25 protein-coding genes are annotated in these 22,373 nt (G+C 65.4%); 8 read left to right on the top strand and 17 right to left on the bottom strand.

What is annotated here, in order from left to right; translation table 11 throughout:
* On the top strand, positions 1-401 hold a 401-nt coding region (locus tag C722_RS0110480), incomplete at its 5' end, for an MFS transporter (RefSeq protein ID WP_157225824.1).
* A 46-nt stretch (positions 402-447) separates the two neighbouring features.
* On the opposite strand, the gene C722_RS0110475 is transcribed toward C722_RS0110480, so the two are convergent.
* On the bottom strand, positions 448-951 hold the full coding sequence (locus C722_RS0110475; RefSeq protein WP_003821138.1) for a ClbS/DfsB family four-helix bundle protein: 504 nt from the start codon (positions 949-951) through the stop codon (positions 448-450).
* A 181-nt stretch (positions 952-1,132) separates the two neighbouring features.
* Complete coding sequence (locus C722_RS0110470) at positions 1,133-1,675, bottom strand: nuclear transport factor 2 family protein (RefSeq protein ID WP_015912832.1); 543 nt, start codon at positions 1,673-1,675, stop codon at positions 1,133-1,135.
* A gap of 199 nt (positions 1,676-1,874) precedes the next feature.
* On the opposite strand from C722_RS0110470, the gene C722_RS0110465 reads away from it, so the two are divergent.
* Positions 1,875-2,570, top strand: a complete 696-nt coding sequence (locus C722_RS0110465; protein WP_003821135.1) for a FadR/GntR family transcriptional regulator — start codon at positions 1,875-1,877, stop codon at positions 2,568-2,570.
* Positions 2,571-2,725: 155 nt separating this feature from the next.
* Here the strand turns inward: C722_RS0110465 and C722_RS0110460 are convergent, their stop codons facing one another.
* Positions 2,726-3,136 carry a hypothetical protein gene (locus C722_RS0110460; RefSeq protein ID WP_012614065.1) on the bottom strand — a complete coding sequence of 137 codons (411 nt, stop codon included), beginning with the start codon at positions 3,134-3,136 and terminating at the stop codon, positions 2,726-2,728.
* 180 nt (positions 3,137-3,316) lie between these two features.
* On the opposite strand from C722_RS0110460, the gene C722_RS0110455 reads away from it, so the two are divergent.
* From C722_RS0110455 to kdsA, 3 genes are all read left to right on the top strand, one after another.
* Positions 3,317-4,018 (top strand): DUF305 domain-containing protein, encoded by a 702-nt coding sequence (locus C722_RS0110455; protein WP_003821133.1) that lies wholly within the window; start codon positions 3,317-3,319, stop codon positions 4,016-4,018.
* A gap of 10 nt (positions 4,019-4,028) precedes the next feature.
* Positions 4,029-4,286 (top strand): glutaredoxin family protein, encoded by a 258-nt coding sequence (locus tag C722_RS0110450; protein WP_003821132.1) that lies wholly within the window; start codon positions 4,029-4,031, stop codon positions 4,284-4,286.
* A 174-nt stretch (positions 4,287-4,460) separates the two neighbouring features.
* Entirely contained in the window at positions 4,461-5,333 is an 873-nt protein-coding gene (gene kdsA / locus C722_RS0110445; RefSeq protein WP_003821131.1) for a 3-deoxy-8-phosphooctulonate synthase, read from the top strand.
* 50 nt (positions 5,334-5,383) lie between these two features.
* Here kdsA and mobH read toward each other — a convergent pair whose 3' ends face one another.
* Positions 5,384-7,255 (bottom strand): MobH family relaxase, encoded by a 1,872-nt coding sequence (mobH, locus tag C722_RS0110440; protein ID WP_003821130.1) that lies wholly within the window; start codon positions 7,253-7,255, stop codon positions 5,384-5,386.
* Between the two features lie 316 nt (positions 7,256-7,571).
* Between mobH and C722_RS0110435 the strand changes: the two genes are divergently transcribed.
* The 3 genes from C722_RS0110435 (at position 7,572) to C722_RS0110425 (ending at position 9,293) form a co-directional block, all read left to right on the top strand.
* Positions 7,572-8,198, top strand: coding sequence for an integrase (locus tag C722_RS0110435; protein ID WP_003821129.1), 627 nt, complete (start codon positions 7,572-7,574; stop codon positions 8,196-8,198).
* A 12-nt stretch (positions 8,199-8,210) separates the two neighbouring features.
* Positions 8,211-8,843 (top strand): RES family NAD+ phosphorylase, encoded by a 633-nt coding sequence (locus tag C722_RS0110430; RefSeq protein WP_012614066.1) that lies wholly within the window; start codon positions 8,211-8,213, stop codon positions 8,841-8,843.
* 84 nt (positions 8,844-8,927) lie between these two features.
* Entirely contained in the window at positions 8,928-9,293 is a 366-nt protein-coding gene (locus C722_RS0110425) for a DUF3742 family protein (protein WP_003821127.1), read from the top strand.
* Between the two features lie 11 nt (positions 9,294-9,304).
* Here the strand turns inward: C722_RS0110425 and C722_RS0110420 are convergent, their stop codons facing one another.
* From C722_RS0110420 to C722_RS0110360, 13 genes are all read right to left on the bottom strand, one after another.
* Positions 9,305-10,825: a conjugal transfer protein TraG N-terminal domain-containing protein gene (locus C722_RS0110420; RefSeq protein WP_003821126.1), complete on the bottom strand. Its 1,521-nt coding sequence runs from the start codon at positions 10,823-10,825 to the stop codon at positions 9,305-9,307.
* A 15-nt stretch (positions 10,826-10,840) separates the two neighbouring features.
* Entirely contained in the window at positions 10,841-11,212 is a 372-nt protein-coding gene (locus C722_RS0110415; protein ID WP_003821125.1) for a hypothetical protein, read from the bottom strand.
* On the bottom strand, positions 11,209-12,606 hold the full coding sequence (locus C722_RS0110410; RefSeq protein WP_003821123.1) for an integrating conjugative element protein: 1,398 nt from the start codon (positions 12,604-12,606) through the stop codon (positions 11,209-11,211). Before C722_RS0110410 ends, C722_RS0110415 begins: the two co-directional genes overlap by 4 nt.
* Positions 12,607-12,615: 9 nt before the next feature.
* On the bottom strand, positions 12,616-13,563 hold the full coding sequence (locus C722_RS0110405; protein ID WP_017640439.1) for a TIGR03756 family integrating conjugative element protein: 948 nt from the start codon (positions 13,561-13,563) through the stop codon (positions 12,616-12,618).
* Entirely contained in the window at positions 13,560-14,006 is a 447-nt protein-coding gene (locus tag C722_RS0110400; RefSeq protein ID WP_026083770.1) for a TIGR03757 family integrating conjugative element protein, read from the bottom strand. Before C722_RS0110400 ends, C722_RS0110405 begins: the two co-directional genes overlap by 4 nt.
* A gap of 154 nt (positions 14,007-14,160) precedes the next feature.
* Positions 14,161-14,655: a DNA repair protein RadC gene (gene radC, locus C722_RS0110395; protein ID WP_017640437.1), complete on the bottom strand. Its 495-nt coding sequence runs from the start codon at positions 14,653-14,655 to the stop codon at positions 14,161-14,163.
* A gap of 181 nt (positions 14,656-14,836) precedes the next feature.
* Entirely contained in the window at positions 14,837-15,622 is a 786-nt protein-coding gene (locus C722_RS0110390; RefSeq protein WP_017640436.1) for a thioredoxin domain-containing protein, read from the bottom strand.
* Positions 15,623-15,635: 13 nt separating this feature from the next.
* A complete protein-coding gene (locus tag C722_RS0110385) occupies positions 15,636-18,515 on the bottom strand; it encodes a conjugative transfer ATPase (protein ID WP_017640435.1) in 2,880 nt (959 codons plus the stop codon).
* Complete coding sequence (locus C722_RS0110380) at positions 18,515-18,955, bottom strand: TIGR03751 family conjugal transfer lipoprotein (RefSeq protein ID WP_017640434.1); 441 nt, start codon at positions 18,953-18,955, stop codon at positions 18,515-18,517. Before C722_RS0110380 ends, C722_RS0110385 begins: the two co-directional genes overlap by 1 nt.
* Complete coding sequence (locus C722_RS0110375) at positions 18,936-20,354, bottom strand: TIGR03752 family integrating conjugative element protein (RefSeq protein ID WP_017640433.1); 1,419 nt, start codon at positions 20,352-20,354, stop codon at positions 18,936-18,938. Before C722_RS0110375 ends, C722_RS0110380 begins: the two co-directional genes overlap by 20 nt.
* Positions 20,344-21,273 (bottom strand): TIGR03749 family integrating conjugative element protein, encoded by a 930-nt coding sequence (locus tag C722_RS0110370; RefSeq protein WP_017640432.1) that lies wholly within the window; start codon positions 21,271-21,273, stop codon positions 20,344-20,346. The genes C722_RS0110375 and C722_RS0110370 overlap by 11 nt, the downstream gene beginning before the upstream one ends.
* The gene (locus C722_RS0110365; RefSeq protein WP_017640431.1) at positions 21,270-21,962 is read right to left on the bottom strand and encodes a PFL_4703 family integrating conjugative element protein; all 693 of its coding nucleotides are present in this window, start codon (positions 21,960-21,962) and stop codon (positions 21,270-21,272) included. The genes C722_RS0110370 and C722_RS0110365 overlap by 4 nt, the downstream gene beginning before the upstream one ends.
* Positions 21,959-22,369 carry a TIGR03750 family conjugal transfer protein gene (locus tag C722_RS0110360; protein ID WP_004566561.1) on the bottom strand — a complete coding sequence of 137 codons (411 nt, stop codon included), beginning with the start codon at positions 22,367-22,369 and terminating at the stop codon, positions 21,959-21,961. Before C722_RS0110360 ends, C722_RS0110365 begins: the two co-directional genes overlap by 4 nt.
* Positions 22,370-22,373: the final 4 nt, after the last annotated feature.

The raw sequence follows: 22,373 nt of genomic DNA, 5'->3' as shown, positions 1-22,373 counted from the left end.
TTTTCACAGGACGACTGATGGTGCGCTACGGCAAGGAGCGCGTGACCGCCGTCGGCATGGTGCTGCTCGCCGCCTCCGGGGTGGTGGCCCTGGGCGGGCTCGGCCTGTCCCACTTCTGGGGCTCGCTGGCGCTGCTGGGCATCGGCTGGAACTTCAGCTTCATCGGCGCGACGGCGATGGTCACCGATTGCCACACCCCGGCCGAGCGCAGCAAGGCGCAGGGCATGAACGATTTCTTCGTCTTCGCCGCCACGGCGGCCGTGTCGTTCCTCGCGGGATCGATCCTGCACAGCTCGGGCTGGCAGGCGGTCAACTGGATGATCTTCCCGGCCCTGGCGCTGATCCTGGTGCCGCTGCTGTGGCAGGCCGCGCGAAAGCCGGCGCTGCCAGCTCCGGTCTGATCGGAGCGGTGCAAGAGGCGCTCCGCGCAGTGGGTCGCCTCGGCCGCTACAGCACCTGCTTCCACTGGCGCAGCCTCGACAGCGCGTCGTCGTAGGCGGTGGAGGTGAAGAACTGGATCTTGCGCCCGAGGGTCTTCATCGGGCTCAACGCGGGATCGAAAAGCGAGGCGTTCGAATGGTGCGCCACGCAGTCGAGCACCCGGTCCTGTCCCTCCGTGAGCATGGCTTCCAGCTCGCGAAGGTCTCTGCCCGCGAAACGGCGCTGGAAGCCGGCAGAAAGACGCTCGGCCCGCTGCGCCATCGCACTCGGCGAGTAAAAGGACGCCGAAGGTCCAGGCGTCCGATCATGCGCGAACTGCAGGATCATCGTGTTCCAGACGATGACGTCCACCAGGACCATCGCAGCGTTGGTATGCAGGCGCGGCTCCTGCCAGATCATGGCCGTGTGCCGGTAGTGGCTGGCGGGAATGGTGGCAGCTTCTACCCCGAGCTTTCGGTGGCTGGCGCGAACCTTGTCAAGGAGTTCCTGCTTCGTGGTTGGTAGTTTCATTCGGGATTTCTATTTCATCGAGACAAGGCTCGATAACCGGCGTGTCAGATATTCATCAAGTCACCAGCGCAATTACCTTGGATTGAGGAAAAGCGCTTGCCTCACCGCTGCGCTGGCGGCGCCGAGGGCTTGTGCATGATGAAGCGGGACATGTCGGTGATTTCCTGTTTGCGGATTTACGTTACTGCTGAAGCTGCTTCTGCATGGTGTTGTGGTTGTAGTAGTCGCTGGCATAGACAATCTTTCCGTTCGAAACACGGAAGAAGCTCGCGCCGAAATAACTGATGGTCGAACTGGAGGGCGACGTCCCGCCATTGCTGTTCTTGGTGGCGGTGAATTCCCACTCGATCGCCACACCATCGCCGGAGGCAACCGGCTGCGAACGGATTTTCATTTTTCGGTCGGGCAGGATTTTCATCAGAAACTGCGAGACTTCGGTAATGGCTTGAGGCCCAGTGCGGGACGCTTCATTGCTGGTATTGAAATAGACGACGTTGGAATCGAGCACTTTTTCCATCGCGTCGGTTCGCCCGCCATTCCAGGCGTCAAGGTATTGCCGGACCACCTTCACGTTCTCTGGCTCATCTGCCGCCTGCGACGTGACGCTATAGGCGAGTGAAGCCAGCCCGAGGAATATCGCTCCCAAAGCCTGCACCGGACGGCAGCGCAAGCCGTCTGAAGAACGAAGGGGCCTGAATGACAGGGCGTGCTGCATGTTGTTCATGGTCGAAATACTCCAAAAGGTGTTGAAAAAAATCCCGCTCGCACGGGCGTGGTGGAAAATCGCATGTCGCGCGCAACGAAGCACAGGCCGTCGGCAATTGCTCTTTTGTCAAATACATAGAATCATCCTATGTATAAGGCCTGAGTTGCTACAATCGAGGTCCGATGGGCTCCCGTCTCTACGTCATTTGAGAACCGCGATGAATAACCGCTTCACACTCCCACAGGCGCCGCGGCGTTCGCTCGTCGATTCGACGATTGAGCTGATCCGCGGCCAGATCGAGGGAGGCGCCTGGAAGGTCGGCGAGCGCATCCCCAGGGAGCAGGAACTGGCCGAGATGCTGGAGGTTGGCCGCAACACGGTGCGGGAAGCCATTCGCGTGCTCTCGCACGGCCAGGTCCTGGAAGTCCGCCAGGGTGATGGCACCTACGTGCGAACCAATATCGATCCGGCCGAGGTCATGCGCCGTGTCGGGCGTTCCGGCTTGCGAGAGCACTTCGCGTTGCGCTGCATGCTGGAAACCGAGGCGGCCAGGTTGGCCGCGGTGCATCGGTCCAAGGCGGACGTTGGGCTGCTGCGCCGACTGTTGAAGGCCCGCGGCGAGCAGGAGCAACACGCATCGAGCGCGGCCTTTGCCGAGGCCGATACGGCTTTCCACTGCGCGATCGCCGGGATGTGCGGCAACGGCGCGCTGGCTGAGCTGTACCGCTACTTCGCGAACTCGGTCCGCATGAACACGCTGACTGCGCTGAAGGACAAGGAACTGCCCGAGCCGGGTCTCGCGACCCATGAGGCGATCGTGGATGCTATCGAGCGCCAGGATGGAGAAGCAGCTGCGGCGGCTGTGCGGAACGTGGTCGCTCCGCTGATTGCGGCACTTGAGAAATCGGGTTGATCCGAGCGCGACTCCCGCGCTGGCAATGCCGCTTTCCATCGAGCAGCCGGTCGCCGGCCCCGTTGATCGGAACGCGGGTTGTTTCCCGGAGAGCACGCGGTAGCCGGTCCTCATGGATAGGCCCTTGGTGCGCTACAGCGACCGGACGGTGCTGTTCATATCGAATCTTCGACGCGACCACCCGCCAGGACATACCGGGCCAGCGCCTCGGCATCGGCGTGGGTGGCCCGGGTGGACTGCGGTGTACCGAAAGCCTGGACGAGCTTTGGCAGCATGGCCTCCAACTGGGCTCGCTTATCCGAATCCGGTTCGACGTGGATGAGCGCGAGCAATGTGCCGCCAAGCGTCTCCTTGTGAGTCTTCAGCCAGACGCCGCGCTGAGCGCGATCGTCGAGAGTCTCTTCTGGCCCTCCCGCGACGTAGATAAGCACGAAGGGCTTTCCGCAGGCGACGAGTTCATCCATTTCCGCGCACCAGGCGCTGCTGTATCCGTTGTAGATGCTTGCGCCGTCGAAGCGGACGATGGGGAAATCGCTGGTGTCGTGAACTTTCGGTTGCTGGGACATGATCCTGGACTCTCGCTATTAACGTCCTAACATCCTACCTTTGTTGAGAATTACTTGCAACTGAAATGGGCATGGGCACACCGCCGTGCAGCGCCAAGTGACGGGCGAAATAAGGGCTTGACCTTCCAACAATGGGAGGCCCTACAGTGAACCCATCAACCTCATTCAAGGAGTTTTTTCATGAAGGTCAACAAGTTCAGCCTCTTGTTCATTGCGGGCGCCGTCGTGGTCGCCGCCGGCCTGATGGCCGTCCAGAAGAAGGTGGTCGTCCCGTCGGGTGAAGCGATGCAGGCCAGTGCGGGCGGAGGTCACCAAGGGCACGCGATGCCCTCCAGCGCCTCGGCCAATGACAGTCCTTCCACGACCGCGTATCGCGCCGTGAACGACCAGATGCACGCCGGGATGGGAGCGCAGTTCACTGGCAACGCCGACGTCGATTTCATGCGTGGCATGATCCCGCACCACCAGGGCGCGATCGACATGGCCAAGGTGGCGCTGCAGTACGGCAAGGACCCGGAGGTTCACAAGCTGGCCCAGGAGGTCATCACCGTGCAGGAAGGCGAGATCGCCATGATGAACAAGTGGCTGGGCGACAACGGCCAGCAGGCGGCGGCCGGCAGCTCGGGCGATGCCTCGACGGCCGCCTACCGTGCCGGCAACGACCGCATGCATGCGGACATGATGATCGACTTCAGCGGCGACGCCGATGTGGACTTCATGCGCGGCATGATCCCGCACCACCAGGGTGCGATCGACATGGCCAAGGTGGCGCTGCAGTACGGCAAGAACCCGGAGGTCCGCAAGTTGGCTCAGGAGGTCATCTCCGCGCAGGAAGGCGAGATCGCCATGATGAAGAGTTGGCTTGTCGCTCGGGGCAAGTGAAGGCACGACCATGAACCAAGCCAACACCCCGCGCATCCTCATCTATAGCACTCCAACTTGCCCGGACTGCCGGGCACTAAAGGAGTGGTTGTCCCAGCAGGGCATCGCGTTTGAAGAGCGCGACCTGACCGACCCGAAGATTTCCGCGGAGGCCAAGTCACGAACCGGCGTGCGCGTGGCCCCGATCACGATCGTCGGCGACGAGGTCTTCTATGGCACCTTCGCGAGCCAGAAGCCGAGGCTGATGAAGGCGCTCGGTCTTCAGTGAGCCGCTGAAGGAAGACCGTGGTCACGGGCGGAGTCGCCGGTGCGGACCCCGGTCGGACCCTGTAAGCGCTGTTGTGGACGCGTCTGCACGCAAAGCTCAAGACCGTGAGGCATTCTTCGCCGACGACGCTCGGCGCTTTCGCCTGCGGTCGTTGACATCACGAGAGGAATTTTTATGCGATCGACATCATCAGCCACCTCCCTGCACGTCGCCATTTCCGAGGGCATCACAGTCGCCAACGACCTGCCGTTCGTGCTGTTCGGCGGCATCAACGTCATCGAGGATCTCGATACGACCCTGGCTGCGGCTGAGCACTTCGCGGAGGTGACGCGCAAGCTGGGGATACCCTTCGTTTTCAAGGCGTCGTTCGACAAGGCCAATCGCTCGTCGATCCATTCTTTCCGAGGTGTCGGCCTGGAGGAAGGGCTGCGGGTCCTCGATGCGGTCAAGTCGCGGTTCGGATGCCCAGTCTTGACCGACGTGCATGAGGTTGAGCAGGCCATGCAGGTCGCTGCCGTTGCCGACGTACTGCAAGTTCCGGCCTTCCTGGCCCGGCAGACCGATCTGGTGGCCGCCATTGCCCGCACCGGTCGGGTAGTGAATGTCAAGAAGCCGCAGTTCCTCAGCCCGGGCCAGATCAGGCATGTCGTCCACAAACTGCACGAGGCTGGCAACCCGCGCGTCCTGCTGTGCGAGCGTGGCACGCAGTTCGGCTACGACAATCTCGTCGTGGACATGTTGGGCTTCCGCGAAATGAGCGTTGCCAGCAGTGGCCTGCCACTGGTGTTCGACGTAACCCATAGCCTGCAGCGGCGAGAAGCGGATGCGTTGGCTTCGGGTGGGCGTCGCCAACAGTTGCCCGAACTCGCGCGGGCCGGCATGGCGGTCGGCATTGGCGGTTTGTTCCTCGAAGCACACGCCGACCCGGCGCATGCACGTTGTGACGGACCCAGCGCTCTGCCACTGGACACGCTCGAACCGCTGCTGCGGCAGGTCAAGGCGGTGGACCAACTCGTCAAGTCGTTCGAGCCTCTTCGGATCGACTGAAGCTTGCCACCCGTTCAAACAGAACGTGTGGCACTTCCCCTCTTAGTCGGCTATTTGAGCGACAGATAAGGATTGTTCGGTGGAACGGCATCGAATATGTGCGATGGGTCTTCGAGCAAATAGCCATGCACCTGGCGCGTTTTGCGCGGTCCCATGACCTCGCACGTCCTGATGTTCAGACCCGATGGCTGTTTCCTGTGGAGTCCGAGTTTTTCAAAGCGCTTCTGCACCCACTGCCAGTCCTGCAGGGCCGCGTCCTTCGCAAGCGGCCCAATGGTTGGATGCTCTTGTGCGTAGCGCTGGAAAACACCAGGGCTGATCAGGTAAACCGTGTCGGACACGGTATGTACCAGGGCCTTGGCGTCATTGATGATGAGCTTGCGGGTCTGGACGGCCTGTTTCAGCCAGGCCATGAAATGCTCGCCCGATGGCCGCCCGGTAAATGAGGCGAAATCGTGCGGCGCAGGCGCGGCGGTCGGCGCCGAAGGACCTGGGGCCGATGCGGGAGGGTCGAGCGGCACCGCTGCATCGTCGGCACCCTCTGGCGGGGCTTCGACGGACTGCTCCGGCTCAGGCGTTGTCTCGAACATCGCCAGCATGCTTTCCAGTGGGTCGGCCGGATTGCGCTGCGTGCTGGGAGGTATGGCGTGACTTCCGCCCGACTGATCTGGACGGCTGCTTGCTGCGGGCTCCTTCTCCGTTGCCACCGCTGCTCCAGGTAGCAATGCAGCGTCGGGTGCGGACGGGCGCGGCCCGTCCTCGGCCTCGCCGGCGTTGTCCACGGTCACGGTTCCCGCAAATGGGCTGGGTCGCTCCGAGGGCTCCCAGATCAGCGCCGGGGCCAGGCGCAGGAGCGTGAAGGCATGGGACCAGCCACTCTCACTGGTAATAGTTGCGCGCCAGATGGCCTTGCCGGAGGCGGTGGGCTGCAACATGGCATGATCCTGTAGCACGTTGAACACGGCCGTGTTGTTCGCGGGGATGCCATCGACCCCCTGGGACAGCAGGTGCGCGCGCAGCTTGTCCGAGACTGTCTTGCTCACCAGCCACAGCGCGTCCTCGGTGAGCCAGCCATCGGAGGCCTCCGGCTGGTTCAGTTTCAGCTCTTCCTTGAGCAGGTAGCGCAGCCCGTTGACCAGCTTGCGTTGGAGCGAGTGCTTGGGCGCGGCCATGGCGCGCGCGGGATCGCCGCCCAGCTCCTGGGCGACGGAGGCGCGGTCGGCCTGCACGACAAGCTCGCCCAGAACCCCGGCGTGCTCGTACTGCCCAGCCAAGACGTAGAGCAGCGGCGCCCACAAGGATGGATAGCCACTGAGCCAGTCCAGCAGATCGCGATTGAGCAATTGCTGGTACAGCAAGCCTGTCGCGGCGCTATGAAGCCGGTACTCGCGGTCGTCGCGGTAGCGGAAGCGGTACGGTTGGCGCAGCGGGCCGTGCCATGGGTGCCAGGTGCTGCCGTCGGCCAGCTCGACGTGCAGATCGACGGCCACCTTGCCGATGTCATGGAGCAGTGCGGCATAGGCGACGGCCGCAGTCCAGGCTTCGGCCTGCGCCGCCTGGTCTTCGGGGCTGGCCCCGATGGGCAGCAGATGGGACTGCCGCAGCTTTAGGCTGTAGGCGACGATTTCGAGGCCATGGTCGAGCATGCCGCCCGGGTAGGCATGGTGATGCGCTTCGGAAGCCGGGAAGGCCTGGACCAGCTCGGCGTAGCGCTCCAGCGGCGCGCGGTACAGGGAGGCGAACTGCTTGCGCGAAAGCGAGGTGCGCTGCCAGATGTGTTCCAGCAGCTTCTGCCGGCGCGGGGTGGCGAGCAACGATGCGGCCGACTCCGGCCGCATCAACCCTTTCGGGAGGTCGGTGGCGGGTGCTGGCGACGGCGCGGCAGCGACCGGGGGCCGTTTTCGCTGGAACAGGGAGAGCATGTCGGTGTCCTGATGGCGGGCCGGGCGGGAGGCCTTTTGGCCTTTTCAAGGTAGGGCCTTTCCCCTTGCACCCCATTCCCTTGCCGTTTCGACCCTTTGGCCTTTAACCGTTTCGGTATAGCGGGGCCTGGGCTGCGGCTCCAGCGTCAATGCGGAACCCGCACGAATGGATTAGACGGCGACCTGGCGCTGGGCCCCGGCCTATGCTGCCGGGGCGCTACACCGCCAGGTAGGCTCCCACCCGGGCGACTAAGTTGACAAATGCGACAAAGGAGACTAGAGTGAATCCTGTCTCAAACCTACCTGGGAGCTGACCATGCCCACTGCGATCGAATTCATTGCCGACCGGCTGCCGCGAGTCACGGTGGAGGATGTGCGACGCTTCGCCGATACCGTCGAAATCCGGGATGCACCGGCGTTCGCGGCTGAGTTGCAGGCGTTCATCCACGAGCGCGTGGAGGCGGTGACGCTGCCCGCCAACCTGGAAGGTGAAACGGTGGCGCAGGCCTTGCAGCGCAAGGCGGCCGCGTTGCGCTCCGACACGCGCTGGACACCGGCTGAAACCGATGTCCAGCGAGGCCGCGCCTTGCTGCTGGAAGCCTTCAACCAGCCGGACAACCTGCCGCCTGCCGAGTTCGCCAAGCTGGCGGACAAGTCGCGCCAGCAAATCTACAAGGACATCCTCGCCCGTCGGCTGCTGGCGCTGAACGTGGGGCCGCGCGGCCAGAAGCTGCCCGACTGGCAGCTCGACCCGGTGAAGCAGCAGTTGACCCAAACCGTGCTCCAGGAGGTCGAGGGCATCGACCACTGGACGATCTACCGCGCGCTGTCCGAACCCCTCGAAGGCCTGGGTGGTCGCTCGCCCGTGGATGCGGTGACGCATGGCACGATCGATGACGTGGCCGAGGCCGTGTTCAACGTGCTGGGCGTCCAGGTGCATTGAAGCGAGACCGCCATGAGCCACGAGCTGCCTTCGTTCCTGATCGATGCCGGTGAACTGCTCCAGCATGTGAGCCGCGTCGTCTATCGGGGCAGCCCGCTGTACTATGGCCGCAGCAGCACGAATCGCTACGATGACCCAGCGGGGGCCTACGGCGTGCTCTACCTGGGGCGCGACCTGCCCACGGCGCTGATGGAGTCGGTGTTTCACAAGCACCAGTGGCTTGCGGACACGCAACGCTCGATCGCGCTGAAAGAAGTCCAAGCCCGGATGGTGCGCGCAGTAGGCGTGATGGACGACGTGTTTCTGGCCGATCTCACGGCGCAGGGCGTCATGGCGGGCTACTTCGGCCTGAACCTGGAGCAGTTGGCCAGCCGCGACTACACGCACACGCAGCGGGTGTCCGCCCAGGTGCATGCGATGCTCGGAGATGATGGCCAGGCGCTGTTCGACGGGGTGCTCTATCCGTCGCGCAACAACTATCCCGCCAAGAGCATCGCCCTGTTCGAGCGTGCGGGAGCGAAGGTTGGCGTCATCGAGGACATCGACCTGGTGGACCATGTGGACTGGCCGCGTTTCGTTGTTACCTACCGCATCGGCGTTGAACCCGACCCCGGCCCGGTGGGGCCGGATGACGAAGCGTCCTGAAGCAGCAAGAAAACACATTGAAGCCGCAAACCGAATGAAGTGGAGCAAACTGGAATAGGCATTCCTCAACAGCAGGAGACGACCATGAACACGACGACCCGCACCAGCACCGCAGAACGCCTCGGCCGCGCCTTTGGCCGCGGATGGCGTGCCTATGCGCGACGCGAACGGCGGGCGTCGAACTGGTTGGTGTCCAAGGGCATGCCGCGAGCTGGCGCTACCGCGCTCGTGTGGGTAGCCAAGCTGGCTGTACTGGGGGTGCTGCTCTACGTTGCGTTTTGGTTTGCACTCGTGATGCTGGGCGTTGCGGCGGCGGGATGGGCTGCTGCTGCAAATACTTCGGATGAGGACGAGTGGCCTTTCACCGACCTCACCGAGCTGCGCAAGACGCCGGGCTACGATCCCAACCTGTACAACGACACGTCGCACGAGTTGTACACCGACGACTGACCGGCCTCGCGCTATTTCAGTTTTCCTCCGGTGAGCGCCCCGGCACCCTTGCCGCCAGCTTGGCCGGCGCTCTTGCTGCCATCGGAAAGTCCCTGGATGACGTGCCCGGCCCGAATCCCAACCCAGGTAAGGCTCGCCAGCCAGAATCCCGGCAGAACCAGGAACATCGTGCCCATGACGAACATCAGGAGCATGTCGCCGAAGGCGTTGTTCAACCCTACCAGCGGGTCAAAGTTGGTGTGCGGCCGGTTCCAGCCAAAGCCCCAGCCATAAAGCGCGTCCAGAATCGTTGAATCGATCCAGCGTGCGAGCTGGAACCAGAAGTCCGTGAAGAACAGCGCGAACTGCACGACGCTGACGGTGACGACCGTCTTCAGGTCGTAGGTGCCCACAACCAGCACGAGCGGGATGCAGATGACCAGCGCCATCTTCAGTAAGGCGAGGATCATGGGCAGGGATTGGCGCACGACATCCATGGCAGGAAACGCGGCAATCGCGCCGACTGCCATCCCCACGTCGCCCGTGGCGCGCGTCACGATGTTCGGCAGGGTCTTGTCGATCTGGCCGCCGTAGTCCGTATAGACGCTGCCCTGGTTCAGTTTCTGCTGCCGCGGTGACGCGATGGCGCGGATCACCGAATCGTCCACCTCGGCCCGGCTGAGGAACCCGGCCCAGCCCGCCAGGCGATTCAGCAGGGTCGGGTCCACTTGCCCCAGCAGCCGCGCGCGCAGGCCGTTGCTGCCGTCTGACCACCACTGCCTGCAGGTCGGGTAGCCGCCACCATTGGCAACCTGCGCGAGGCCTGCATCGCGGGTGTCGTCATAGGGCCATGCCTCGCGCGCCGTGCTGGAGCGGTAGCTGTCGTAGTAGCCACCCGTGTCCGTGAAAAAGCGCGAGCCGATCCAGGTTACGTCGTGCATCTGCTGCTCATCGAGATCCGGGCGCTGCATGAACAATTTGGCCCGCGCAGGCCCATAGCAATCCCGCGAGAAGTCCGCGACCTCCTGAGCCAGTACCGGGTCGTCAATGCGGGTCGCGTCGATCTCCATCCTCATCTGCCGCAGGTCCGTACCGCACGGGATCGCCGCTACCGAGGCGCTCGTGACGGCGCGCGAGAGCGCGTGCATGAAAGCCCACCAGACCGGCACCTTCGCCGACTGGTTGTTGATGGTGCTGAAGGACTGCGACCAGCCGGTTTCCGTGGGCTGCGGCACGCTGACCTGGCACTGCGCCGAGCGCGAGCTGTCGTACTGGATGGTGCTGAGGTCCACGTCGATGAACGGAATGCCCGCGAACATCACCACCACGATCGCGACGAACACCCGGTTCTCGATACGGGCGGCACTCAGAACGCCTTTGTTGCCCTCGTCAGCGCCTTCCGCGCGGGCCTTCAGCCACTCCTGCACGACGATGGCGACGAAAGGCAGCGCGAACACCCCGCTGGACACCAGCACGGCCCAGATACCGTTGTTGACGATCCAGGACACGAGGGTGAGGTAGTACTCCAGATAGTCGGTCGTGAAGAGCGTCATGGCCCCGATCTCCCCTCAAGCGGCCTGCATCAACAGGCTGGCTTCCAGCGCGACGATGGCGACGACGCCGGCGACCTCGGTACGGATCAGCCGGCGCCGCGCCTGCCCATCTGTCCCGCTTTGGTCTTCGCGGGCCAGCACCCGGCGGCGCATCCAGAACCATCCATAGGCCGTTGCCGCGTACACGCACAGCCGCCAGATGAAGAAATACCCTGCGGAGGCCGCCAGCCACCGTTCCCAGCCTGCAACGCTGCCGACCAGGTTGATGCCCGCGACGTTCGCCCCCACTGCGGCGGCAACGATAAGCACCAGCCACAGCAGCGTCTTCGCCGCGCGCCGGCTGAACAACCAGCGCAGCGGCCGCCAGGCCATGCGCGCCGGGCTCATGGCCGACTCCCCGGATTGCCCTTCTGGAGCTGGTCGAGACGGTCCGGCACAGGATCGCCCTCGTAGATGCCGCGCGAACCGGCCGCGCGCGCGCCGTGGCGCTGGATGATCGCCATGGGCGAGTTGTTCGCCAGTTCGCGCCGCAGCTCCAGTTCGGTCTTGAGGTTGCGAATCTCACGGTCGAGCGTGTCGCTCTCGTGGTTCACCGCCTCCACGGCAAGTTCGTTCGCCGCGACGTTGGGCTCCTTCTTGCCCGTGAGCAGCGTGCGCTGCAGCAGCAGCGCTTTCTCCAGCACGGATGCCAGCGCGACCTCGGACGCGAGGCGCTGCGACAGCAGGTGCTGGTCGGGCTCGTCGCGCAGCGCCTCGATCACGCCGCGCGTGATCGGCAGCGACGCACTGCCAGCTTCGCGCAGGTTCTCCGGCGTCGTGTTCTTGGCCTTGGTTACCAGGTCCTGGAGCGCCTGCAGCTTGGCGTCGTACTCCTCCTGGATCAGCGGCGTGAGCCCGACGCCCGGCGTCGTCTCGGTCTTGGTGCAGGCATCGCACGTGCGCTGCTCCTTCTCGCCGAGCACGCGCGTGGCCCACTCGACGGCAGCCTGCGGCGAGGTCCAGGTCTGGCACGAGAGACTGCTGCAACTGGCCGGCGCAATGGACGAGGTGTCGGTCACGCCGCGGCCGTTGACCAGGTTGTAGCCAGCGCGGGTGACATCGCCGACGACCTTGATCGCGGGCTGGCCGGAGCCGCCCGCGTTGCTGCCCCCGACCCACGGCACGCCGTCATTGCCGCGGCGCGTCTCGGCCTGCTCGATGGCCGAGACCGCATCCGTGCTCGACACGGCATCGCGCAGCGCCAGCCCTTCGGCCATCTGGCTCCAGCCGAGTTGGCCGCCCGCCGTTTCGGCCATCTTCTCGGCCATGGCACGGCACGTCAGCTTGCTGCGGTCGAAATCCAGCCGCGCCTGCAGCACGCCATTGGTGAGCAGGTTGTACAGACCGGGATCGGCCCGCTGGATGATCAGTGCGGGCAACGATGCCACCGCACTGGTGGCACTCTGGATCACCGACGACATGATTTGCTGGAAGCCGTTGGTAATGCCGTTAAGTTGGTTCTTCAACGTGGTCTGGATGCTCATGTCGCCGCAGATCAAGTTGCTGTTCCAACCCACGCCGACACCGATGGAGCGCATGCCGGCTGCACGTCCCATCGACACGGCGTTGCCGCCACCGATCGAGTACATGACGTCATCGCCGATGACGCTGCCGCTGGTCTGGTATCCCAGTTGACCCCAGGCCACGCCGCTGCCCAGCGCGAGCGCGCCGGCCAGTGCCAGGACGATCTCCGTGCGACGTACCCGGCGGGAGAACGGATTGAATGCAGGACGGAACTTCATGGCACCCCCTCAGAGGAAATCGACGCTGCCCAGGAACACCTGGCCCCGGCGCTCGCAGCAGGCATACGGCCGCCACAGCGCCCATGCGTAGTCGCCTTGCTGCGCCTGGGTAAGAAAGCCGCTGCGCGGGAAGACCGTGCAGGACGACGACAGGACGGGCGTGAGTTCTTGCCACTTTCCGGTCGAGGCATCGCCCTCCATCAGCGCGCCTGCCGGCCAGTAGCCGTCGCGGGAGTTGGCAAGCAACGGCTGATAGACGTGGATCTGCCCCCGGCGCGTGACCACATCGCCTGCACGCTGGGCCACCACTGCGCCGGCCTTGAAGTCGTCGGTCTGGTGCAGGAAGCCGCCACGGGGATACACGTTGCCCCACAGGTTCATCGTGGTGCGTGCGCCGACCTCACGCCGGCCCGGAATCAGCGCTTCCGGGTAGGCCATCTCGGGCACGTTGTAGCGCCAGGCCAGCGTGTCCAAGGTGCTGAGCAAGTACGGCATGAACGCCGTGCCCGCGCCCTCGCAGAAGTAACCCGACGACGAGACGAACTGGTTGAACACCTCGACGCCGGGGTGGCCGATAACGTCCGAGTTTTTGAACTTGGCGAGGTTGTTTTCGTGATCCTCGTTCGTGGTTCCATCGCCGCCCGCTTGGGCGGACGGGTTGGGCGTGCTCATTGCCCGGACCTCGACCCAGGGGTTTTCGCCGGTATTCGAGTACGACGACACCACCGCATCGGGGATGTAGTGGCGCACCTTGATGGACGTGCGCACCGTGCAGCCGGTCCAGGTGCAATAGAGCCAGTAGCAGATGCCAACGACGCGGTATTCGAGGCAGTCGGGTGACGCTACCGAGCCGACGATGGTGGCAGTGTTGAGGGCGTAGCTGCCCGTGGCGCTGAGCAGCAGCAACGAAGCCACGCCAGCATGCAGACGGCGCATCAGGTCGAATGGTCGGGTCACGGCTGGGTCCTCCGGTGCTGCTCGATGCGCGCGACAGCGCGAGCCACATCCGACTCGCCATAGACCACATAGCGCCTGTCCACCACCACGGCCGGGAGGCTGGTGATGCCGAGACTCCATGCGTCGGTAACGCTTTGGTATGCGGAAGCGATGCGTCGCTGCAGATCGGCACCGCCGCCATTCAGCCGGCGCTTGACGATGGCCGTCGCCTGTTCGGGGTCGGTGGGCAGTCCCGCGGAAAGCTCCGCTTCAATCCTGTGGGCTTCGTTCAGTTCGATCAGCCGCTCGCCGCCCATGGTCTTGACCGGGTGGCGGCTGTCGGTGACGACCACCACGTCGGCGGCGAAGGTGGCCGGGCTGAAAACGGCCAGGGCTGCCGGCAGCGCCACGGCCAGGCCGAGGGTTCGCCAGCCCGGCGCGAACCTGGAAAGAGATGCTGGCATGTCGCGTGCCCTTGAAGTTGATCAGAGCAGTAGTCAAACGCGAAGCCGACGCGGCCCCAACAAACAATGCGCATCGCGCACTGCCCGCATACCTGCTTGTCTCGCGCCCATGAAAAAGCGGAGGCCGAAGCCTCCGCGTGGATCAAGGAGCGGGCTACAGCAGACCGGATTCCGCGAACGAGTATGGAGCGCCTTGGCCGACGATGATGTGGTCCAACACTCGCACATCGATGAGCGCCAACGCAGCCTTCAGTCGGTCGGTCAAAGCGCGATCCGAGCTCGACGGCTCAGTGCATCCCGAGGGATGCTGGTGCGAAAAAATCACCGCGCCGGCATTCAGCTCCAATGCACGCTGCACGACAGCGCGCGGATAAACTGCAGTCGAATCGAGCGTGCCCTTGAACATCGGCTCATAGGCCAACACCCGGTGCTGGCTGTTCATGAACACGATGGCGAACACTTCGTTCGGTTCTGCGACGAGTTTCAGACGCAGATAGTCCTTCACGGCCTGTGGCTGGCCAAGAAGCGGCCCGGCCTTGAAAACACGTTGTTCCAGCAGCGCGATGGCCTGCCGGATGATCCAATCATCAGATTGGGACGCTGGGGCAAAACGTGGCTCCACGCAGGAGTCATTTACGACGAGAGACATGGCGGACCTCCAGAATGTGAACGGAGGACGCCACCCCAGGAGGGCAAGCCCTCCTGGGGATGGAAACAGCGGAACAAGGTGCATCCACCACCGCGCAGCGGTGATTGTTCGCAGCCAGGATGCGAAGCGAACGGGTAGCGGTCAGTGCGGCAAGCCGCGCCGTAGCCTCCAAGACCGAGGGCTACCTGGGCATGTCGCCGACAACGTCGGCAGGCATTTCGGATGTGGGGATGGTGGGTGCGGCCGCCGTGTCGCTGGCCGAGTTCCCGGTCGCCAGCATGTCAATGGCCGACAGCAAGGCATCGCCCTCGATCGGCCCCTGCAGCAGGATGGTCTGACCCGTCTGGCGATCGAGCAGCCGCAGCGACGGCGTGGCGGTCACACCGCTCTTGGTGGCTTCAGCGGCCTGGGCGCGAATAAGCACATCTGGCCGCTCGCTCGCCAGGCACCGCTCGACGGCCGGCGTCGATGCGGGGTAGCGCAGGCCATCGGGCAAGCCCTGGCCGTCGCTGCGCGTGTGGGCATAGACCCATTCGATCGCCTGCCAGAACGCCGCATGCCCGCCACCTTCGGCGGCGCACTCGGCCAGACGCGCCTCGGCCGACGCGGCGGGCTCGTGTGCGGCCAGCGGCTGGTGGTGCCATTGCAGGGCCACGTCGGTGTTGTTGCCGACCCAGCGCTTGAGCTGCGGGAAATACTCCCGGCAGAACGGACATTCCAGGTCGGCATAGAGCGTCAGCGTGAAGCGGCCCTCTGGGTTGCCCATCTGCCAGGGTGACCCCGGCGTCTGCGTCATGCTGACCGGCGAGGGCGACGGCGCTGAGGATTCATCGGGCGACCGGGGGACGAGCCAGATCAACAGCAATGCGACCAATGCAGCGGCCAAGGCCCAGGGCCAGCGGGGACGCCCGTTGCGACGGCGGAACACCTGGACCTGCATCGGAATGGAAGGACGTTTCGGTTCCATGGCGTTCTCCGGCTTAGTAGGGCAGTTCCAGGGCTGGCGAATCGATGCCGCGTGCCTGGTCGATCTTCTCGGCCACCTTGAAGGCCGCCTCCAGTTCGGAGCAGCCGTATTGCTGCATGAGCTGGTAGCGCTCGGCCTTCTCTTCGGGTTCGGTCTGCGCGAGCGCGAGGTACAGGCTCGGCGGCACGGCACGGAACAGCACTTCCATGCTCTTGGAGAGGATGACGCCCTCGGTGAATTTCCCCGCCTCTTTGCGCGCCGACAACATTAGCGCCTTCTGTGCTGGGCTGAGTTCGCGGAACCGCGCGATCTTCTCCACCTCATCCGGGGGCATCGACAAGCAGATCCACCACTCGATCATGTTGAGCATGGGCTCAGCTGCGCGCGGCAGATCGTCGATGTTCTGCGTGGCCAACCAGAACCATGCGCCCAGCTTGCGCCACATCTTCGTGATCTTGACCACGTAGGGCGCGAGCAGTGGGTTCTTCGTGATGATGTGTCCTTCGTCGGTGACGTTGATGATCGGGCGTCCAAGGTATTGGTCGCGCTCGGCGATGTTGTTCACCGTGCTGATCAGGCTGATGTAAGCGATGGAGAGCTGCGCGTTGTAGCCCTCGCGGGCGTATGTCGCGAGGTCAACCAAGGTGATGTCGGCTTCGGGCCACGGCGTGCCGTCGCGGTCGAACATTTCGCCGTCCGTGCCTTGACAGAACATGTCCATCGCATCCGCCATCTCCAGCAGCCGCACGCGGCGCATTTCGGGCAGCGTCGGGTCCTGGCCGCGGGCGCGCAACGCGTTGCGCACGTCGCGCGTAAGCACCGTGCGTTTGTCGGCCACGCAGTGCTCGGCGGCGTCGAGGATGCACTGACGGATCAGCGAGCGGTCAGCCCGTGTCATCCGGGCTTCCTCCTTGTCCTCTCCGCCCGTGATCATCAGCCGCGCCGTGATCTCCAGTTCGCCGAGCACGTCGCGCTGCTCGTCCGCCTCCATGGCCGAGGCATCTGGTGGCGGGTCTTCATCCAGCGCGTCGGCGTCGAGCGTCTGCACGTCGCTGGGCGTCTCGATCAGCCGACGCGCGTCTGCGAATGGCGCGAGGCTGATGCCCGAACCTGGGGCCAGCTTGACCCGGTTTACCGTCAGCCCGAGCCTGCGTGCGAAGTCGCTGAACAGGCCGAAGCTGTTGCCAGCCTCCACGATGAACAGCCGCGGTCGGTAGATGGCCGTGACCTGATTCAAGAGGTTGTTGAGCGTGGCGCTCTTGCCGGAGCCGGTGGGGCCGAACAGGAACAGATGGGCGTTCATCTGCCGATCCAGGCGGCTGAGCGGGTCGAAGGTGATCGGCCCGCCACCGCGGTTGAACATCGTGATGCCCGGGTGCCCCGTACCTTGAGCGCGGCCCCACACCGGCGACAGGTTCGCCGCGTGCTGAGCGAACATCAGTTGGGTGTACCACTTGCGCCGATCCTGGCCGGGGTTGTAGCAGCATGGCAGCCACCGCAAGTAGCTGTTGAGCGGCGCCACCTCGTCGTCCTCGCGCACCGGCTGCAAGCCAGCATTGAGCATCACGTTCGCCAGGTCCAGGCCGCGCCGGTCCAGTTCCGCTTCGTCGCGTCCGCGCAGGTAGAATGCCAGCGTCCCCCGGTAGAGCTTGTGCGCGCTGCCGATGAGGGAGCGGGCTTCCTGCACGTCCTTCAACGTCTGCTCCGACGCCAGCGTCTCGCCCACGGCCTTCTTCGCCAGGTGGTTGAGATCCGCTTCCAGGACATCCTGCGGCGTGGCGACCATCGTGAGACACAGCAAGGTGTCTTCCGGCATCTGGTCGAACAGCGTGTTGATGGCATCCCCTTTGCGGGTCTCGCCGGTCAGGTGTCCGGTGCCGGGCGGCATGCGCAGCCGGTCGGTGATCAGCACGCGGTGCGGCATGCCGTCGAAATACCAGGTGCCGTGCTCCACGTCGGAGCGTGGCTGGCCGAAGAACAGCCGCTGACTGAAATCCCGCCCGCTCGCCAGCTCGATTTCGCCGGCCTCGCTTTCTTCGGTGCTGTCGGGGTAGCGCGCCAGTGCATAGAAGCGCTCCTGATCCTCGGCTCCAGGCCCGAGCATCGCGGGGCGCGGATTGAACCACCGCAGCAGCCAGTCGTGGACGTCGGCTGCGACCATGCGCCGTGCCTGGATGCCGGCGTTCGCCAGGCCGCCGCACAGGCGGTCGCAGACGATGTTCAGCATCTGCTCGGGCGTCTGGCCGCGGCGGCTTGCCTGCCCGGTGGCACGGCGATAGATCACCATGCGCACCCGCCGCGTCTGGCCGCGCCAGCGCAGCCGCGTGACCACCGTGTCCTCGAACAGGCCGCCCGGCTTGGCGACCGCGCGCAGATGGTGGCCGAAGAAGCGCAGGTAGAACTCGGTGAACGCAGTATCGCGGGCGCGCGGCTGCACATAGTCGCGCAGGGTCTGCATGTACTGGTCGAAGCTGGGCTCGTCCTGGGCGTAGAGCTGGAGCACCCAGGGGTTCTCGTCCAGCTCATCGAACGAGTCCTGGAGCGCGTTCTCCAAGGCATCGCGGGCATGCGCGAGCCAGCCGGGCTCCCGCCCCTCGGTGCCCAGCGGCACCAGCTCGTAGAAGGCAGCGACCGACTGCCCATCCTCCAGCAGCATGGACTTCGACTGCGGCAAGAACTCCACCCAAGGCAGCAGTTCCGCGAACGACGGCGCGACGTCGTACAGCGCCTGCTCGTCGGCTACCGTCGCCGGCCTGCGGCCCTGGACCGCTGCGCCGGGTTCAGGGACGCCGGCCTGGCGCAAGGCCTCGACGTGGCGCTGCCAGCCGTCCGGCTTCTCTTCGTCGCCGGTGCCGGATGCGGCCAGCTTCGGCCAGGGAAGTTTCCAGCGCATCAATAGTCCTCCAGCCGTTCACCGGGCATGGCGTACTGCACGCGCTGGTACAGCGGGAAGACCGTCGTGTAGCCCGGAACCGGCACGGGGTCCGTGCCCGCTAGGTGCGGGTACACATACATGACGAGATCGGGGTTGGGCAGGCGCTGGAACTGGCGATAAACCTCGTTGCGCGCCAAGCGCGTGTAGCGCATCTGCTCGACGGGCGCAGCCTGCACATCGGCGTCGGTCAGCGGCCGGCGCAGGCTCTGGCGCGCGTCGAGCAACTGCCGGCGCGCGACCTGGCCGGTGCCACTGCCGCCGCCACCCGTTTCCTGCTGCCAGATGTCCATCATGGTGCGGTCGCTATGGGTCAGCAGTTCTTCCTTGCTGGTGGCGCAACCGCCGAGCACGGCGACGGCCGCGGCCAGCGCGAGGCCCTTAATCGAGTTCGAGCGCATGGCTTTCTCCTGCACGGTGATCGACGCGCCGGCCTTCGGGGTCGTGATCGATGGCCAGCGGCTTTTCGAGGTGGACGGCAACCGTGGCACCAGGCTGGACATAGACGGAGGCGAAGGCCTGGCCGTAGAGCTTGTTGACCCAGGCCGACATGTCCCGGACGCCGCCCGCGAGGATCTGGCCGACTGCTTCCTTGCCGCTGATGCCCACGGTGCCGATGGCGCCGTCCGAGCCGACGTAGGACATGCGGCCGCTGTCGCTCTCGATGAGCGAGGCCACGCCGGCACCGGCCGCCGTGATCAGGGCCTGCGAGCCGAGGTACTGCTGGGCGTTGCTGCGCCGTTCGCCACTGACGCAGGGGATGCCGTGCGGATCGCTGATCCAGCCCAGGCCGTCGCGCTGCTGGTTGTTCTGCTGGTTGCCTTCGCGGTCTTCGGGGATGGTGCGGATCGTGCCGTCGTTGAAGACGAAGGTGATGCTGCGTACCTGGCCGCGCACGCACGAGAGCGTCCAGTCACCCGATGCGGTTCCGCTGAACACGGCGCCGGCCACGTCGGGAATATCAATCCCGTTGGCCGTGAGGTTGTCCGGGCCGACCAGCACCTTGAAGGGGTACGGATCGTTCACCGTCCCGTCGATCGGCACACGACCGATCAGCGCGGTCATCGCGACCGACCCCATCAGCGTTGAGTTGGTTGGCACGGTATAGACCGGCTTGGCGCTCTTGACGCCTGCCGCACGTGCGCCGGCGTTCGCCACGGTTTCCGCGGTCGTTTCCAGCGTGCTTTGCGCCGGGCCGAAGCTCGTCGGGAAGCTCATGCCGCTGCCCGTGCCACGACTGCCGTTGCGTCCCTCGGCCTTCTTCGCGTCGTCCGGTTCGACCCAGCGCATGCCGCCTTCCATGTCGGCCTCGTCGCCATCGCGCAGCCCCAGGCCCACGGGCAGATCGGCATGGCCGCCGCCGCGCCCGCCGATGCTGTCCAGACGCCGCTGCAGGTCGGCGAGCAGCCCTTCGGTCTGCTGGCGCGCGCTGGCCGCCTGTTCCTGGTCGCGGCGCAGGTTGGAGCGCTCGGATTCGAGGGCCGAATTGATGCGCTGATCGATGGAGTTCTCGCGCTGGCGCAGCCGCTGGTTTTCCTCGCGCTGCGACTTGTTGTCGGTCAGCGCGGTCTGAAGCTCGGTGCGCAACTGCTTTACCTGGGCGACGAGCGTTGCCACTGTATCGCGGGGGGTATCGCCTTCGATGCCCAACGCCTTCATTTCCTCGGGTGTGAGCTTGGCGCCGGCATCCGGGGCGAGCGGCGCCGACGAGCTTCCACCCGAAAACAACCGGATGGCGACGAACAGCACTAGCAAGGCGACCGGGATCATCAGCCACTTGAGCAAGCCGTTACTGCGCATGGCGGGCCTCCTTGCCGTCGCCGGCTTCAGCTTCCGGTTGCGGCAGATGCACGGCCGGGTCGAAGCGGTGGATCGCCGGCAGCAGCGACTGCGCCAGGCCGTGCCCTCGCGTCACCAGGTACAGGACGGTCGTGTCCTCGGGCGTTCCGCGCGGGCCGAGCGCCTCGTGCTGGAAGGTGGCGGTGAGGAAGTCGCCTTGCAGCACGCGCGGGTCGAGCGTGATCCTGCCCGCGCCGGTGTTGGTCAAGCGCACGGCAGTGACCCACTGGTCTTCCAGACGCCACGACGCGAGCGCGACCGCGCGCACCGGCAGCGTCGGCATCAGCGTGCCGAGGTCGAGGTCACGGCGCAGGTTGACCCGCATGACACCCGGCAGCGGCTCCACGGTGCGCAGCGGCGCATAGAGGTTCTGCGCAGCGAAGCGCGTCAGGACGACCGGCACGGGGGTTTCGCGCCGCGCCGCTTGAGCGCCTGTCTGATCCTGGGCGCGTGCCGGGGCCTCATCGGCACCGCCTGCCTGATCGCCGTAGCGCGCCGGGGTGCTGCTGCCCTCGACGATGCGCACCGGCTCCAGCTCGGCCTCGCCGTCCTTGGGCGGCTCGGCCGCGATGTCGAGCAGGATCAGCGCGCCCGTGTCGGCGTCCTGCAGTTGCAGCCGCGTGGGCTCGATCGGTTCGCTGGCGCGCAGGTACACCGCGCCGCCCGCGCTCTGCACGCGCAGGCGTTCGCCCGCGCCCGCAGGCACGCCCACGCGGACGTTCCGGTCGATGAACACGATGCGCTCTTGGCCCACCCTCAGCGGCACCGCGAGCGGCATGCGTTCCCAGCGCAGAATTTCGACCGCCTGGACAGCGGCGGGCATGGTGGCCGAGGCAGCCACGGCTAACAGCCCAAGCAGCGTGAATACAGGATGCTTCATGGGGTGTTTCCTCCTTGGGGCGCTTGCGGAGACAGGCCGCCAGGCGCCGGGCGCGACGGCTCCGGGGCGCTGATGCGCTGGGGGGCACCGTCGTAGCAGTCAAGCGCCAGACCGAACGGGTTGCGGGCGGGATCAACGTCCACCCGCGTGACCTTCACCGGGTAGCGCACCAAGGCCCGCTTGACCTGCTCGGCGCCGTAGTACTCGTCGGCGGTGATGTCCAGCCTCACCACCCAGTCGCGGTCGGAGACCACGCGCACGCGCGCCGTGGGGTCGTCGCCGTAGCCGCGGCCGGGGATTTCGTAGATACCGCGCACGCGCTGGCGCAGCTCGCCCGTGCTGCGGCGATAGTCGTAGTCCGCCCGCAGGAAGGCCTGGCAGGACGGGGTGAGGTACGGCGAGAGCGTGTGGAGGTTGCGCGCGTAGTCCTCTTCGCCGTTCGTCGGCCAGCGGTTGAGGGTCTGGAACACGTAGAACGTGAACGCATAGACCGATTCGGGCGGAACTTCCCACCACTTGCGGGTACTGCCGGAGCGCAGGTCGGGCGGGACGTGGATGGTTAGGTCGCGCGGCGCGCTCCACCAGCCGCCGCCCATGACCAGAGCGACGATGACCAGCGCGCCGGCACCCAGGCGGAGCGTCTTGATGTGCGCCTGCAGATGGGTGATCTCGTTCTTGAAGCGGCTCATCGTGCCCCCCTTGCAACAGACCTTCGGGTGGTCCAGAAGCCGGAGCGTGAGATCAGCACATGGCCGCCCACCCAGCCCGCCGCCAGCGGGTGGCGCGTGGCGATGCGCCATTGCAGTTGCCGGTACAGCCAGGTGTCGGGGCGCCCGCGCTTGAGGCGACGCAGGATGCCGCCCCCGATGAAGACGCCGAAGGCCACGCCCAGCACGACGAACGTGGGCGCGAGCGCGATCGTGCGGAACACCCAGGACAGCGGCGCACCGACCAGCAGGCCGGCGGCGCCGGACAGGCCGCAGCAGATCCACAGCTCGTCGGCGGTGAGGCCGCGCACAACAACGGGATGGCGGTTGAGCCGGTGCGGAAGGAACGTGACCGTCCCGTCCGCACGGACGTGCTGCTGCTCGGACATACCA

It is taken from the genome of Pseudomonas sp. 313, from assembly GCF_000316965.1.
GTDB classification, from domain to species: domain Bacteria; phylum Pseudomonadota; class Gammaproteobacteria; order Pseudomonadales; family Pseudomonadaceae; genus Chryseomonas; species Chryseomonas benzopyrenica.
The sequence above is the reverse complement of the archived record's forward strand: the minus strand, read 5'-3'. Positions and strand labels throughout refer to the sequence as shown.